Annotated in this window: 12 protein-coding genes; 4 read left to right on the forward strand and 8 right to left on the reverse strand. The window is 55.7% G+C overall.

Translation table 11 applies throughout. The features are described from left to right. The first annotated feature begins 48 nt into the window (after positions 1-48). The gene (locus G6R38_RS21010) at positions 49-1,266 is read left to right on the forward strand and encodes a 2,3-bisphosphoglycerate-independent phosphoglycerate mutase (protein WP_166830749.1); all 1,218 of its coding nucleotides are present in this window, start codon (positions 49-51) and stop codon (positions 1,264-1,266) included. Between the two features lie 73 nt (positions 1,267-1,339). Here G6R38_RS21010 and kdsB read toward each other — a convergent pair whose 3' ends face one another. Next, positions 1,340-2,098 carry a 3-deoxy-manno-octulosonate cytidylyltransferase gene (kdsB, locus tag G6R38_RS21015; RefSeq protein WP_166830750.1) on the reverse strand — a complete coding sequence of 253 codons (759 nt, stop codon included), beginning with the start codon at positions 2,096-2,098 and terminating at the stop codon, positions 1,340-1,342. Between the two features lie 378 nt (positions 2,099-2,476). Here kdsB and G6R38_RS21020 point away from each other — a divergent pair, with 378 nt between their 5' ends. Beyond that, positions 2,477-4,060, forward strand: coding sequence for a hypothetical protein (locus tag G6R38_RS21020; RefSeq protein WP_166830751.1), 1,584 nt, complete (start codon positions 2,477-2,479; stop codon positions 4,058-4,060). A gap of 107 nt (positions 4,061-4,167) precedes the next feature. Then, the gene (locus G6R38_RS21025; protein ID WP_166830752.1) at positions 4,168-5,898 is read left to right on the forward strand and encodes an Nramp family divalent metal transporter; all 1,731 of its coding nucleotides are present in this window, start codon (positions 4,168-4,170) and stop codon (positions 5,896-5,898) included. A 39-nt stretch (positions 5,899-5,937) separates the two neighbouring features. Here the strand turns inward: G6R38_RS21025 and truB are convergent, their stop codons facing one another. The 4 genes from truB to G6R38_RS21045 all read right to left on the reverse strand — a co-directional run bounded on the left by truB (position 5,938) and on the right by G6R38_RS21045 (position 10,904). Next, positions 5,938-6,822: a tRNA pseudouridine(55) synthase TruB gene (gene truB, locus G6R38_RS21030; protein WP_166830753.1), complete on the reverse strand. Its 885-nt coding sequence runs from the start codon at positions 6,820-6,822 to the stop codon at positions 5,938-5,940. 92 nt (positions 6,823-6,914) lie between these two features. Then, entirely contained in the window at positions 6,915-8,072 is a 1,158-nt protein-coding gene (locus G6R38_RS21035; protein WP_166830754.1) for a glycosyltransferase family 4 protein, read from the reverse strand. A gap of 108 nt (positions 8,073-8,180) precedes the next feature. Beyond that, complete coding sequence (locus G6R38_RS21040; protein WP_166830755.1) at positions 8,181-9,662, reverse strand: oligosaccharide flippase family protein; 1,482 nt, start codon at positions 9,660-9,662, stop codon at positions 8,181-8,183. Positions 9,663-9,776: 114 nt separating this feature from the next. After that, on the reverse strand, positions 9,777-10,904 hold the full coding sequence (locus G6R38_RS21045; RefSeq protein ID WP_206028659.1) for a sulfotransferase: 1,128 nt from the start codon (positions 10,902-10,904) through the stop codon (positions 9,777-9,779). A 219-nt stretch (positions 10,905-11,123) separates the two neighbouring features. On the opposite strand from G6R38_RS21045, the gene G6R38_RS21050 reads away from it, so the two are divergent. Then, the gene (locus G6R38_RS21050; protein WP_166830757.1) at positions 11,124-12,386 is read left to right on the forward strand and encodes a hypothetical protein; all 1,263 of its coding nucleotides are present in this window, start codon (positions 11,124-11,126) and stop codon (positions 12,384-12,386) included. 183 nt (positions 12,387-12,569) lie between these two features. On the opposite strand, the gene G6R38_RS21055 is transcribed toward G6R38_RS21050, so the two are convergent. The 3 genes from G6R38_RS21055 to G6R38_RS21065 all read right to left on the reverse strand — a co-directional run bounded on the left by G6R38_RS21055 (position 12,570) and on the right by G6R38_RS21065 (position 15,151). Beyond that, positions 12,570-12,905, reverse strand: a complete 336-nt coding sequence (locus G6R38_RS21055; protein ID WP_166830758.1) for a hypothetical protein — start codon at positions 12,903-12,905, stop codon at positions 12,570-12,572. Between the two features lie 127 nt (positions 12,906-13,032). Continuing rightward, on the reverse strand, positions 13,033-13,560 hold the full coding sequence (locus G6R38_RS21060) for a DUF421 domain-containing protein (RefSeq protein WP_166830759.1): 528 nt from the start codon (positions 13,558-13,560) through the stop codon (positions 13,033-13,035). Between the two features lie 28 nt (positions 13,561-13,588). Then, positions 13,589-15,151, reverse strand: a complete 1,563-nt coding sequence (locus tag G6R38_RS21065) for a UxaA family hydrolase (RefSeq protein ID WP_166830760.1) — start codon at positions 15,149-15,151, stop codon at positions 13,589-13,591. Positions 15,152-15,162 lie beyond the last annotated feature (11 nt).

Consider the following 15,162-nt stretch of genomic DNA (forward strand, 5'->3'; position numbering starts at 1 on the left):
CTTGTCATTTTAAGCGCCTTTTTCACCGACGGACTACGGACCATCGTCATGACCGATATTCACACGCTGACCCGAGAACTGCAACGCAAGAACGATTCGAAAATTGTGCTGTTGGTCGCGGATGGACTCGGCGGACTGCCGATGGAACCGGGCGGCAAGACCGAACTCGAAACCGCAAATACGCCGAACCTCGATGCTTTGGCCGCACGCGGCGTGAGTGGGCTCAGCACTCCCGTGTTGCCAGGAATCGCACCGGGAAGTGGTCCGGGACACCTAGGGCTGTTCGGTTACGACCCGTTGCAGTACCAAATCGGTCGGGGTGTGCTTGAAGCTTTGGGCATCGACTTTGACCTCGGCCCGAACGATGTCGCGATCCGTGGGAACTTCTGCACGCTCGATGATGACGGCAACATCACCGACCGACGAGCCGGCCGGATCGCCAGCGACATCGGTGCCAAACTTTGCGAGAAGTTGGACACCATCACGATTCCCGGCGTGGAAGTGTTCGTCAAACCGGTGAAGGAATACCGTTTGGTCATTGTCTTCCGAGCCGAAGGACTTGGCGGCAATCTGGCTGACACCGACCCACAACGCACGGGTGTTCCGCCGCTCGATCCGCAAGCGAACGACAGCAGCGATTCGGCATCGTTGAAGACCGTCGAAGTTGCCAACGAGTTCCTGAAACAGGCTCGCGAACTTCTGAAAGACGATGCCCCCGCCAACTTCCTGACTCTACGCGGCATTGCCAAACGACCGCCGATTCCGACCTTCGAGGAAGTCTACGGCACCAAACCGGGTGCGATCGCGGTTTACCCGATGTATCGCGGATTGGCTCGGTTGGTCGGAATGGATGTACTCGATGCGGGTCAAACACTCGATGACCAAATGGCGTGTTTGAAATCGAATTGGAACGATTACGACTTCTTCTTCGTCCACTTCAAGTACACCGACTCCACCGGCGAAGACGGCAACTTCGATGCGAAAGTTCAGCGGACCGAAGAACTCGATGCGGCGATTCCGAAGATCATGGATCTCGACCCGACCGTGCTCATCGTGACGGGCGATCACTCCACGCCGAGCAAGATGAAAAGCCACTCCGGCCATCCGGTGCCGACATTGTTAGTCGCAGACATCGCCCGATTCGACGGTTTGACCGCCTTCGGCGAGAAAGAATGTTTGCGTGGCGGCTTGGGGCAATTCGAAGCGAAGTACCTCATGCTCCACGCCCTCGCTCACGCGGGTCGCTTGGAAAAATACGGCGCGTAGATCTTGAAAGTCGAGCATGAAGGGGTGTGAGTCGAAGACAACTCACGCCCCTCTTCCCTACACCGTCGCCAAGTCAGGCGGCCACTTTTTGGCGTGAGACAAAGCGGGCATAGTCGGTCGGGGTGTCGATTCCGGCGGCTCTGTGAAGCACGGTCGCCACACTGATGTTCGCACCGGCTTCCAATGCCCGAAGCTGCTCCAACTTTTCCAGTTGTTCGAGCGGCGACGGCGGTTGTTCCGTCATCCGCATGAGAAACGCTCGGCGGTAGGCGTAGATGCCAAGATGCAACTTCCAAGGCGAATCGTGCTTGAGAAGTTCATCGGTGTTGCCATCGCGGACGTAGGGTATGGGCAGTCGGCTGAAGTACAATGCCCGACCGTCGGCCCCACAGACAACCTTCACACAACCGGGATCTTCCAAATCCGCTTTGTTGGTGATGGGTGTCGCGAGTGTCGCCATCTGAGCACTCGGCGACGACTGCAACGTTTTGACCAGAAGATCGATGGCGTTCGGATCGATCTCCGGTTCGTCGCCCTGAATGTTGACGAGAATATCGGCTTCCGGACGGAACTGGCGTGCGATTTCCGCGACGCGATCGGTTCCGCTCGGATGATTTGCGGTCAATTCGACCTGACCACCGAACCGCCGCACACAGGCGGAAATCTCGATACTGTCGGTTGCGACCAAGATTTCGGACAGTGATTTCGCAGCCGAAGCGGCTTCCCAGGTGTACTGCAACAACGGTTTCCCAGTTTCGTTGAGCAGTAATTTCCTTGGCAATCGTGTCGATTGCAACCGAGCCGGAATGACACCAATTACGCGTCCTGCCATGAGGACCTCCTTGTCCAACTATATTGGCTCGCGTCATGCGCTGGATGCGAGCGGTTCATCATCACGCTATTTGGCCCCTTGGCTTCTAGCACAACTCGCTCAACCCGCCAAGACCGTTTGTCGGAGGTCAAATTGCGGTCAATTCCCGGTCAGATTTCTCGATGACTGCTATCAACTTGAGTGAAATCCGCGACCACCTCGAACTTCTACGGAAGAGAGATGTGATGAATCGTCAAAACCGTCCAAGTCGACACCATCGGACTCACGAAAGGATGTATACCGCGACGATGAACTAGAAATGACTGCGTCCTCATCTAAGGTCCAGCACGCAGAAGATCCCTCAATCGCAAACGACGACACGTTGCCCAAGGAACGTCCATGAGCAAGAATCTCGGAATCTGTCTTCGTTTGCGATATGGCGTCGCCGTTCTGGCAGCGGGTGTCTCGATCAGCCTCACGGGATGCTCGAGCAATTTGCACGGCCCTTGGCAGACCGCATTTTCGAGGTTTTGGGGTTTCGACCGCGCTTCGGCGACCTTGAAGTCCGCGCCGCACGCCGTGGCGGAATCGTTTGAGTCGATGGTCGAATCGATCAATCGCGATCCGAATGCCATGGATTGCAGCAAAGATCCGTTCCTCGACATGCAAATCGAACCCAGCATGCAAGCGAACCCGACGGATAGTCACGCCGTGACCACCGCGTCGAACTCTGCCGAGTCACTGGAAACCGCCGATCCGGTTGTGCAAACGCTTTTCGAAAATCCGCCGGTGGAACCGACCGATTCCGAATCACAATCGGCGGTACAATTGGCTCAGCATCAGCAGGAAGTCGGCGAGATTTCTTCAACCGAGAACACATTGCCTGTCGTCACGCCGGGCGAGCCGAATTCGTCGAAGAAGATTCTGGAACGGCAGGAATCCTCGTTGGCTGACTTGAAGAATGCGTTGCAGGAAGACGCCCGCTCCCGCATGGCTGAAAAACCGCCGGCGAGTGACCCGGCATTGATCCGCAAACGCATCGACAAAATGATGCAAATTGCCAACACCGAAGCCGTTCGAGGAGAATACGCCATTGCCCTGCGAATGGCGATGGCAGCTCAGCAATTGGTGGACACTTCTGGAGTGTTCTTCGGACCGGAGGAACAAAAACCCGCCGACATGGTCGCCAATTTGCGGGCTCGGATGGAGAAACGTCAGCAGACCACCCAGATCGCTCAAACCGAGACGCCGGCGGACAAACCAATCTTGAGTGAAGCAGTGCCGACGCCTCCCGGCGAATCGGAATCGGAACTCGAATACACTTGGAAACCTGCCACCGAGCCGGTTTCCCCGGTGACACCGACGTCAGAGAATGACGCCCCGTCACCCACGGATGGTTTTCCACAACCGCTGCCGCAAGTGGTCGAGACAGAACCGGAGCCGATGCCGAAGGACCCCTTCCAAACCCCGCCGACGGCTCCACAAATCGCCAGTCGGGAGTTGACTCCTGGTCTGTTAGCGGAACCTCTCGCAGCCCAACGAGTCCAAGCGAATCAGGGCTCTGCCATCGAAGTGGAGGCCGAACCCGCAGACCGTTCGGAAGCCAGCCAAGCACCGCCGTTCCCGGCTCAGCTTCCACTTGAGCAAGTCGATGAATCCGAATCGGTCTTTGACAAAGCTTCGGAGTTCGCCGCAGTCGAGAAGCCGATCATCGAATTCGTTCCGAAAACACCAGCCGCCCCGGAGCCACCACTGCCAACAGAGCCAATTGAATCGCCGCGGAATTTGCTGATCGACCCGTCCGCGCGAGGGTTGGTCGGTCAGGAACCTACGCGAAATGTGGACTGGAACGATCAGGAAGAGACGATGGTCGCCAACTCGTCGCAGGAACCCAATCCTTGGATCCTTCCTGCGGGAATCGTGAGTGCAACGATTGCATTGGCAACCGTGTTGCTCATCCGATCACGGGGCCCGCGACGGTAAGTCGAAAGCGAGTGCGGGTTTGCGTGTGGCATTCAGGCGGGTTATAACGGGCGGATTCCTTCACAGAAATTCACCCGCTGTTCGCTTGCCAATCGGATGCGCCGCCGATGACCAACCCTGACGATCAACCAATTCTCGATGAACACGATACCCTGCCCCCCTCGCAAGACCCTGCGGTCGCGGGGGATGTGCAAGAGCCGCCCCGTGGATTCGTCGGCATTCTGAAGCAACTTGGGCCGGGGTTGATTATCGCAGGGAGTATCGTCGGTTCGGGTGAACTCATCGCCACGACGAAAACCGGTGCCCAAGCCGGAATCACCTTGTTGTGGTTAATCCTCATCGGTTGCGTGATCAAAGTCTTTGTGCAAGTCGAACTCGGACGCTACGCGATCACGCACGGCGAAACCACGCTCTCCGCCCTGGACCGTGTGCCAGGACCGCGACTCAAAGCGAATTGGATCGTGTGGTGTTGGCTGGCGATGATGGTCTGCGGTGTCGGGCAACTCGGTGGCATTGTGGGCGGCGTCGGTCAGGCAATGGCTATCGCAGTGCCGCTCTCCGGCGATTATGCCAAAGCGATTCAGATGCCTTCCGAAAAAGAGTTGCGGAACTATCTGAAATGGCAACCCGACACGAAAGCTTTCCAAGAACTCTCCCCAGAACAACAAGCGCGGTTACAAAATGGGCAGCGAATCCAAGAAGCCCAGTTTGAACAACTTCGAGCGAAAGACCGCCCCATCGACGAAGCGCTTGAACTAACAACCAAGTTAGTCAAGAACGAGGCGGCTTTGAAAACTGATCCGTCGCTTGAGGAGGTCATCCATAATCAAAAGAAGAAATTGAGTGCCCTGCTCAACCCGTCTACCAATGACGACAAATACTGGGCGGCGTTCGCGGCTTTGTTGACGGTGGCGTTGTTGTATCGCGGGCGGTATGGACTTTTGCAGAATGTGTCGCTGGTGTTGGTCGTCACATTTACGTTCATCACGATCGGCAACGTGCTGGCGCTTCAGTCGACGGAAGAGTTCCACATCTCCGCCGATCAGTTTTGGAAAGGATTATCGTTCCGGTTGCCGGAGTCGGTCGGTGGGATCAATCCGTTGATGACGGCATTGGCAACGTTCGGCATCATCGGGGTCGGGGCGACGGAACTCATCACGTACCCCTATTGGTGCTTGGAAAAAGGGTACGCGAAGTTCACCGGTCAACGAACCGATGAAGAAAGCTGGGCGAATCGGGCTCGCGGATGGATGCGAGTCATGCACTACGATGCATTGTTGTCGATGGTGGTTTACACCGTCGCGACTTTGGCCTTTTTCGTGATGGGAGCGGCCGTGCTTTACAGCGAAGGACGCGATCCGGACAACATGCGAATGGTCAGCACACTCGCAACGGCTTACGTCCCGGTATTCGGCGAATACGCGAAATGGTTGTTCCTGGGTGGAGCGGTCGCGGTGTTGTACTCGACGTTCCTCGTCGCGAACGCCGGTCACTCCCGCATGTTGACCGACGGCCTGAAAGTTTACGGTCTCATCGACAAGCACAGCGAATCCACGCACCAGAAAAGCATCCGCAATTTCGGGATCGCGTTGCCGCTGACTTGCCTGGCGATCTATTGGGCCGGTGTGAATCCGGTGTCGGCGGTGATTCTTTCCGGTGTCGCCCAATCACTGTTGTTGCCGATGATCGGTTTCGGTGCCCTCTACTTCCGCAAGACCGCGACCGATCCCCGACTGAAACCCTCACGTGCCTGGGATGTGGCACTTGTCGTCTCATTTCTTGGATTGCTGATCGTCGGAGTTTGGGGGCTGTACGGCCAAATTGCGAAGCTGATGTAGACGAACTGAAGCCGCGGAATTATCGGCTGCGTCTGCATGCTATGACACTGCGGGAAACACCTGTTTGGGCGCGAGTGACCGATCACGCTCGCGATAGCTAGCCAAACACACAAGTTGACCGTCCGGAGAAAGAACCGCGATCGGGCGGTCTTCCGTCCAATCGGTTTGTGGATCGAGCGACAACCATTGCCCGTTCCGCAGACGTTCACACTGCGACTGCGATGCGTTCAAACACGGGAGTTCCCGCGTTGCAAGTGTCGGTGGTAACAACGCATTGGATAGCGTCTCGGGAGTTAAGTCATCGAGATTCAAAGCATCGTCGATGGCACAATCACCGATCCGTGTGCGTTCGAGTTGGCTCATCACGGCTCCGCAACCGAGCAACCGCCCCAAATCTCGGGCAATCGAACGGATATACGTTCCCGACCCGCATTCGATTTCGAGTTGCAATCGTGGGTATTCGAAGTGAATCGTTTCCAAGCGATCAATTCGCACAGTCTTGGCTCGAATCTCCACGGACTGCCCCTGCCGAGCCAACTTGTACGCCCGTTGGCCGTTGACTTTCACTGCCGAGAACTGCGGCGGCGTCTGCGAGATTTCTCCGCGAAACCGATGCAGCGATTCATCGAGTTGCTGACGAGTGACGGGTTCGGGATCAAGCACGTCGAGCACGTATCCGGTGCTGTCATCCGTGTTGCTTGTTTGGCCGAAAACAAATTCGCTGCGATACACTTTGGATTGTTGCTGGACGAGTGAAATCAATTTCGTCGCCGGCCCCACACACACGATCAACACCCCGGTGGCCATTGGATCGAGTGTTCCGGCGTGTCCCACTTTGGCCGGCCGCACGAGTCGCTGGACTCGGTTCACGACCTGCCGAGAAGTGAGCCCGGCCATTTTGTTGATGTTAAGGAGTCCGAACATTTTGATGTCGCTACGGGCGGGTGTTTTCGCTGAAGAATAGCAGATCAGAAACGTCACACAAAATCGAAGCGGGCTCGAAATCCGGGTGTGGCTCAGATCAAGTTTTCGCATGCGGAGAGTATGCGTTCGGCGTACCGATTGCTACCGAACAACCGCAACGCACGGTCGCGGCCGCATCGCCCCATTTCGATTCGCCATTCGGGATCTTGAAGCAACTTCGAGACGGCATCCGCCAGGGCGTTGGCATCGTTGGGCGGGACGAGCAATCCGGTCACGCCGTTCTCGACGACTTCCGGCAACCCACCGACATTGGTCGCGACCACCGGTTTGGCACAGGCCATCGCTTCGGCGACGCAAAGCCCGAAGGTTTCCGAATGCGAGCAACACACCAGCACGCCCAACTCGTTGATTTCCGCTGGAATGTCCGACCGATATCCCAAAAACCGCACACAATGGTTCAGCCCCAGTTCGTCGCACAAGGACTTCAAGGAAGCCGTCCATTCAGGTTCCTGACGTCCATCGCCAATGATCCGGTACTCCGCCGCGATGCCCCGACGTTCCAGTTCCGCCGCCATTTTCAGGAAATTGTCGTGAGCTTTAATCGGCAACAAGTTCGCGATAATCCCGACCGGCACGCGGGTTGATGCCGACGAAATCGACTCGCTCTTGGGACTGGGCTGAAATCGCTGTAAGTCGATGCCGTTGGAAACCACGACCGCTTTGGCACTCGGCGCACAGGCTTGGAAATGCGGCCACGTTTGCTCACGCAACACCTTGCTGTTGAAGATGAACAAATTCGGCGACGGCATCCAACGATACATCCATCGGGCGAACGCGGGTTCGACATCGCAGTGTACATGCACCACCACCGGAACTCGACACACACGAGCCGCCAACAACACAACCCTCGCGGTCATGGGTTCGTTCACGTAAATCACGTTGGTTTGAGACTTGCGAATCAACCGCACCCAACGGCGAATCGACTGACTCGATTGCAATGGTTCCCACCATCCCGGTTGCTGATACTTGACGACATGGTTTTCGACGGGAAACCGCTCGAACGCCGCCAAGACATCACCATCTCCCGGATGAACAATGGTGGGGAAATATCGGCGATGAACCAATTCATCCAACAACGTGAGGACCGCATGAGAGCCACCCCCGATTTGAGTGGAATTGAGAACGAACATCGGACGAGCGACCGCCGTCTTCACGGGGACCGACCCGGGAATCGCGTTGACTGTTGACATACTTGAATCGAAACCGTTCGACATTTCAGCCTCTCCCGACCGGAACATATCCGCATCGATCTCCTCTATTCACGGGACAATACTCGCGACAACACCAAGAGCGTGGCTCTAGAATTGTGAAGCAGCGGAAACCGTCGACCCGAGTGTTGGGGTCGAATTGGATCGGTCAGAGTGTTTCCAAAAATTCCAAGCCGGTTTCGCGAACAGCACGACCGCCCATGCCAACCAAACGCCACCACCAATCGCGACGGATTGCCAATCGACTCCGTTCGTCGTCCAGCGACAGATCCCATAGGTCACAGCCATGCCAACCACCACGGCAAAGCTCTCCCCAAATCGATAGGGATACCGCTCACCACGTTGGTACGTGAACAGCCCGAGTCCGGTGAAGGTGGCGAATGTAATCACAGTGGCCCACGCTGCCCCCATCCCCCCAAAAAACGGGACGAGAGCGAAGTTCGCCGCCACGTTCACCACGGTCGCCGTCAACGAGACCGGCACCATGCTCAGCGTTCGTTTTTTGAGTAGCACGGGAATCCGGAAATGGTCATGCCAACTGAATGCCAAATACGCGAGCAAGATCACCGGAATGACATCGCCTGCCGCCGCGTAGTCGTCCGTGGCCACGATTTTGATCAACATCCGCGATGCCAAAGCACCGGCGAGCAAAAACAACGACGCGATTTTTGTGTAGTATCCGAAGACCCGAGCATACACGCTTCTCGCATCCGGCTGTTTCGCGACATCGTAAATCATCACCCCCCAAATGGAGGCGAACGGCAAAAGCAACACCTGATTCATGCCCTGACCGATCCGGTACGCCAGCGAGTACACACCGACTTCCGACATTGAGGCAAAGCGATGCAGAATCCAACGGTCTGCCTGGTGCATCAACAGCGACAGAAACGCAATGATGATCAACGGCGAACCGAACCGCAGCATTTTTTGGAGCAGCGGAATATCGAATCGGAAGCGTTTCAGTTCCCACGCCAACATGCCGACCGAAACCGTCGCCAAAACGATCCCCGTGAGGAAGTTCCCCCACAACACCCCCGCCACTCCCCAACCACGGGCGAGCAAACTCAGATTCAACGCAATGTTCAGCCCCAAGCGGAACAAACTCAGAAGCACAAATCGTCCGGACCATTTGCGGACTCGCAAATAGACCATCGGAATCTGTTCAATGCACGCCAGCCACATCGTTCCCAGGGCGAGCGTGTAAAACCAGCCGCCTTGGTTGACCGATTCTCCCAACGTCCAATCGGCCAGGTGCTCACGCATCAACCAAGACGGAACAAAGCCCAGCCCCCCGACAACGGCTACGAACGTCAGACCGGTCCACCATACGGCTCGTTGGGAGGCTTCGTCTTCGTAGTCGAAGTGGAATCGGCTCACCGCCGCTGCGAGTCCCCCGCCCAGCACAATGGCTAGCAGCCCAATGAGCAAGTCGATAATCGCCATGACCCCGTAATCGGACGGAGCTAAATAGCGTGTGTAGATCGGTAGCAGCAACAACGATGTCAGCCGGGTGAGAATCTCACCGAGACTGTAAATCGAAGAATGTTTCAGCAGGTCACGATGCCAACGCATAGAGATTCATCACTTGCAAACAGGTGGGCTTGGGTGGCTCTGGCCGTGAATCGCATGAATGAGCGTCAAGTCAATTGGACCGACCGATTCAGCTCACACATGGATTTCGTACTGCTACGGCGCGGCATTCTCAGCGGCTTGGGCTTTGGGAGTGATCTCCGTGGATGGATGATGCTCCAAAGTTCCCGCACCGAAAAAGGCGGCGAATCGTTGATCGCATTCCGCTTCGTGAGCTTGGAACCACGCTTCGTCCGCATATCCACGCCAGCGATCGGGTGTCGGTGGTTTGACCAACGCCAGCAATTCTTCCCAGGGAATGTCCGTCACGCCCGCCACGGAGAACATCTCACGCAGGTAATGCAACGGCTGTCCGATCAGGTCTTCATAGCGGTAGCAGCCGTCGGCGTATTGCTGCCCGAACTGGCACGACAACTTCCAAATCAAATAGGCAGCCCGGTAGGGGTGCTCGTTCTCGGCGTCGTGAAGAAATGGAAACGCGAGCTTCAAATCTTGAACCCACAAACCAAGGCTGTATAGATCGAACAAATCGAAATCACCCAGCCGATCGTCTAATTTCACCTCACGATATGGTGCCGTCATCGAGTTCCAGACGTCACGCGGATGGCGGATGAGTTGAATGATTTTTGCTTCCGGAAACTGACGTCTCAGCCACGGCAAACGGAAGTCGACGCGATTGAATTGCAGCACTGGCAGACCCGATGCGGCATCGACCAATTCGCGAATGTATCGGTGCATTCTCGGATCGACTGCCACCGCCGGCATGAACAGTCGGCGTTGAATCCAATCGAATTGATAGAACTCGGCGAGGTGTTCCAATCCGTCATATTCTCGCCAGTAGTCATCGACGGCTCGGTGAGTGGTATCGACACGGGAACCACGGCTCTCGGGGTCGAACCAACGCCGATCGTTGAACGGTTCGTAATACGCGGTGCAGTTGGGCAAATGCCGAAAGAGATTCCAAAGGAACGTCGAGCCGCTCCGAAAACGCGATGAAATAATTACGAATGGTTTTCGATCGGTCGCGGTCTCGGTCCCCAAATTGGCATAAGGATGCCCCATCGAGCCCAAACCTGTTTCGGTTCGTAAACTGCTCGTGGTTGCCAGCGACGTGAGATCAGGAAACGCGTCGGCCAGAATTTCACGGCCATCCTGAGTTTGCAACGCCTGACGCAACACACCGAAGAATTTCTGTCGGACAAAACTTCGAACAGGGCCTAGCAAACTGAACTTCATAACACCGCCCGCGATGGAATACGATTAAGAGATCGACGCTGTTACAATATCGCACGCACGCTTCGCGACCACGGGGAACTCTAATTCCTCACCCAAGGTTTGCCGGACGTGTCATGCCACCTGCGGAATATGCAATCGTGTCGCCGTTTTGCCACAGACCGGTTGTTGCGTTTTTGAATCACGGTACCTGTTAGAAGGACTTTCTGAATGTCTTCATTCACTCGTCGCACGTTCCTGCAAACCGCCTCCTGCGTGACGCTGGGATCTTGGCTGTCGTCATCAAAGTCGTTTGCGGCGGAGCATCAGGTGAATGTGCCGCATCGAATGATCACGAGCGGCCCGAAACACCACTGGTTCGGTTATTACGACAAGTTGGAATTCGACCCGACCGGGCGATATGTCCTCAGCAACGAAGTGAGCTTCGAAGGCCGCACACCTCGTGGTAGCGACCGCATCGGCGTGGGCATGGTCGATTTGCAAAACAACGATGAATGGATTGAACTTGGTTCCACATCGGCTTGGGGCTGGCAACAGGGTTGCATGTTGCAATGGGTTCCCGGATCGAAGACCAAAGTCTTGTGGAACGATCGCGAGGACGGTCAGTTCGTTTGCCGTATTCACGATATCAAAACTGGCCAGACCCGCACTGTGCCCGCACCGATCTACAGTTTGAGCCCCGATGGAAAATCCGCGGTGACGGCCGACTTCCGACGTATTCAAGAAACCCGACCAGGATACGGATACGTCGGTCTCGCAGACCCGCATCGCGAAGAACTCGCCCCGGAGGAGTCCGGCATCTTCCATGTCGATTTGGAAACCGGAGAGACGAAGCTCATCGTTTCCCTGGCCGATGCCGTTGAAATCTCACGTGATAGCAAACCCGTTGGCGATCCGAAATCGAAGCATTGGTTCAATCACCTGCTGTTCAACACCGACGGTTCCCGCTTCATCTTCTTGCACCGTTACACCAACCCCGGCCGACGCGGTTGGCAAACGCGGATGCTCACCGCTGACCCGGACGGCAAGAATGTGCGAATCGTCGATGACAACGGTCTCACAAGTCACTTCATCTGGAAAGATCCCAATCGGATTCTCGCGTGGAGTCGCCAACCGTCCGACGGGGCAGCGTTTTACCTGTTCGAAGACGCCGCTGAAACCAACCCGCAGGCGGTCGGCAAAGATGTGATGACACGCGACGGCCACTGCACGTACTTGGCGGATACCGAATGGATCATCAACGATACCTACCCCGACCGTGACCGAAATCAAACCGTGTATTTGTATCATCCGGAAACAAAACGGAAGGTTGTCCTCGGCAAGTTTCATTCACCGAAACGGTACTCCGGCGAATGGCGTTGTGACACGCACCCCCGTCACAGTCCGGACGGTACGAAAATCGTCATCGACACACCGCACGGAGATCTCGGTCGGCAACTTCATTTGATGGATGTCAGCGAAATCATCGGCTAATCCGTTTCTCAGTGGTCTGTCTCTGCGATAGATATAGAGACGCGAGTTTGACGAATAACCACGAAAGCTAGAGTAGCCGGATACAAACGAACAAAGCCCAGAGACGTGAGCCTCTGGGCTTTATGTTTGTCTTCATCGAATCAAAAGCAACTTCGCCGATTCGCCAAGTTAGATTCTAACAACTTACTCGGTTGGCTCATCTGTTTTCTTAACAGCATCATCAGTCGCTTTTTCGGCTTCATCGGCGGCTGTTTCCGCTTCGTCGGCGACCTTCTCAGCGGCTTCCTTAGTTTCTTCAGCAGCTTCGTCTGCCGCCTTCTCGGTTTCGTCGGCTGCCTCTTTACCAGCACCGGTCACCGCGTTAGCGGCCTTCTTTGCATTTTCTACGGTGTCTTCAGCGGCGCTCTCAATTGCCTCACCGGTCGCTTCGGCAGCGTTCTTTGCTTTCTCGCCGGTTTCAGAGGAGCACCCCACACCAATCAACAACGCTGCCAGCAACGCAAATAGTCTCGACGACATAACCTTTATTCCTTAATGCCGACTTTCGAAAATTGGAAACCCCATGTTTCCGGCAAAATTTTACCAATTCCAGTGTGTCGTTTCCAATCGAGGCCCTAGGAATCAGAAGGCCAGCGACGACGCGTATTTATGTTATGGCATCCGACACATCAATCCCTGCAATGTCTTGAATGTTCGAAGAGCCGTTGGGAATGACACTCACAGAACCATCGGTTTCCAGAATAACGGCGGCCGCATCTTTCAATTCAGCTAGCCCTGCCCCACGAATGGCCGACTCGACTTCCTCGCGAACCACTCGGGATTTCCGCAGCGACGAGTCAATACATTCCCCTCGATACAGCAGCAGTGAAGGTTCTCCCGTGACGACTCGTCGTACCCACGGAGCACGCACACTGACCCAGGTGATGATAAACTGAAAACCGATCAACAAAGCCAATCCCAACACGCCTTGTGCCAGCGGAACATCCTTACTCAATAGTAGTGTCGCAAGTGTCGAACCCAACGCGATTGTCACGATCAAATCAAACGCGTTCATCTTGGTGAGTGTTCGATTCCCGGCAATCCGCAGCAAGATGATCAGACTGACGTATCCACAAATACCGATCACGGTGGTCCGCGCCAAAGACTCCCAGTTGTCAAAAAATATGTCGTTCATCAGATCCCACTTCTAGTTGGGTGACGAACTACAATACTGGCCCCGATTGCCAAGGGCAGAATTCTTCGTCACCAATTCCTTGAGCTTCACTCTTCGTTTTTTCACCACTCGCGACGGCGAGAATTTTCTCGAAGATTTCTGTACCAATTTCCTGAACGCTCGCCCCTTCGAGGATGCGACCGGCGTTGATGTCCATGTCGGATTCCATGCGACGGAACATCGGTGTGTTAGTGGCGACTTTGATCGTCGGCACCGGTTTGCAACCGAAGCAACTTCCGCGCCCAGTTGTAAACACAATCATATTTGCCCCGCCGGCGATCATGCCGGTCACGCTGGCCGGGTCGTAACCGGGCGTGTCCATGATGACAAATCCCTTCTCCGTCACAGCTTCCGCGTACTGATAAACCTGCTTCAACGCGGTCGATCCCCCTTTGGCGATCGCCCCCAGACTCTTTTCATAGATCGTGGTCAAACCGCCTTTTTTGTTGCCGACGGACCGATTGTGATCAATTTCAATCCCGAATTTTCCGGCGTATTCTTTCCACCAGTCGATCAAATCGATCAATTTTTGACCAACCTGCTGGCTGACCGCCCGACGAGTCATGAGGTGTTCGCCGCCGTAGATCTCTGTGGTTTCGGCGAGAATGCTGGTCGCTCCCGCCGCGACGAGCAAATCGCTTGCAACTCCTACCGCCGGGTTTGCAGTGATGCCGCTGTTGCCGTCACTGCCGCCACATTCTGTGCCCAGAATGATTTCACTGGCGGGAATCGGTTCACGCTGGATGTCGTTGACCTTCGGCAGCATTTCCGCCAGCACTGCGACGGCCCGGTCTACGGTCTTCCGCACACCGCCGTAGTCTTGAATATTCATCACCACCGGCGGCTTCCGATTTCGGCCATTCCTCGCGGATGTTTCGAGTTGCACCAACCCGTGTTGTTCTTCCAGAAACGACCCCTGCGACGCCTCGCACCCCAAGCCCATCACCAAATATCCGCCGATATTCGGATGCTTCGCGAAACCGGCCAACGTCCGGGCAAGTTGCTGATGATCGGTGCCGCCGTACTCGAATGCACATCCACCTTTGTGCGTGAGAGCCACGATGCCGTCAATGTTCGGGTAGTCCGCCAGCAACGACTCGTCAATTTCCTTCGCAATGTATTTTGACGCCGTCGCCGAACAATTCACGGTGCTGACAAGAGCCAAGTAATTCCGCGTTGCAGCACGTCCGTCGGCTCGACGAATTCCTTGGAACGTGCGATTTAGAATCGGTTCCGGTTCGGGCGGAATCTCGGACGCAAAGGCATAGTCCAACGTCAAGTCGCCTAAGCCGACATTGTGAGCATGCACCCATTCACCGGGTTCGATTGGCTGAGTGGCAAAACCGATCGTCTGTCCAAACTTCCGAATCCGCTCGCCTGCGGGGATCGCAGTGATCGCCACCTTATGACCAAACTCGATCGGCTCACGCAGCGTGACAGTTCCATGATTGACGGTCTCCAACTCGCGACCGGCGGAATGCGACACCGTCAGTACGGCGATATTGTCCTCGGAATGAAGTTGCAGCAACGGATTGTCGGTTTGCGTGGGCATGGTTCATCAAG

Source organism: Thalassoroseus pseudoceratinae (assembly GCF_011634775.1).
Classification (GTDB): Bacteria; Planctomycetota; Planctomycetia; order Planctomycetales; family Planctomycetaceae; genus Thalassoroseus; species Thalassoroseus pseudoceratinae.

What these genes read in the sequence shown, in the direction of transcription:
- G6R38_RS21060 (WP_166830759.1), bottom strand. Translation starts at nt 13,560, where the DNA reads ATGAACGACATATTTTTTGACAACTGGGAGTCTTTGGCGCGGACCACC.
- G6R38_RS21050 (WP_166830757.1), top strand. Translation starts at nt 11,124, where the DNA reads ATGTCTTCATTCACTCGTCGCACGTTCCTGCAAACCGCCTCCTGCGTG.
- truB (WP_166830753.1), bottom strand. Translation starts at nt 6,822, where the DNA reads ATGTTCGGACTCCTTAACATCAACAAAATGGCCGGGCTCACTTCTCGG.
- G6R38_RS21020 (WP_166830751.1), top strand. Translation starts at nt 2,477, where the DNA reads ATGAGCAAGAATCTCGGAATCTGTCTTCGTTTGCGATATGGCGTCGCC.
- G6R38_RS21040 (WP_166830755.1), bottom strand. Translation starts at nt 9,662, where the DNA reads ATGCGTTGGCATCGTGACCTGCTGAAACATTCTTCGATTTACAGTCTC.
- G6R38_RS21035 (WP_166830754.1), bottom strand. Translation starts at nt 8,072, where the DNA reads ATGTCAACAGTCAACGCGATTCCCGGGTCGGTCCCCGTGAAGACGGCG.
- G6R38_RS21055 (WP_166830758.1), bottom strand. Translation starts at nt 12,905, where the DNA reads ATGTCGTCGAGACTATTTGCGTTGCTGGCAGCGTTGTTGATTGGTGTG.
- G6R38_RS21065 (WP_166830760.1), bottom strand. Translation starts at nt 15,151, where the DNA reads ATGCCCACGCAAACCGACAATCCGTTGCTGCAACTTCATTCCGAGGAC.
- G6R38_RS21010 (WP_166830749.1), top strand. Translation starts at nt 49, where the DNA reads ATGACCGATATTCACACGCTGACCCGAGAACTGCAACGCAAGAACGAT.
- kdsB (WP_166830750.1), bottom strand. Translation starts at nt 2,098, where the DNA reads ATGGCAGGACGCGTAATTGGTGTCATTCCGGCTCGGTTGCAATCGACA.
- G6R38_RS21025 (WP_166830752.1), top strand. Translation starts at nt 4,168, where the DNA reads ATGACCAACCCTGACGATCAACCAATTCTCGATGAACACGATACCCTG.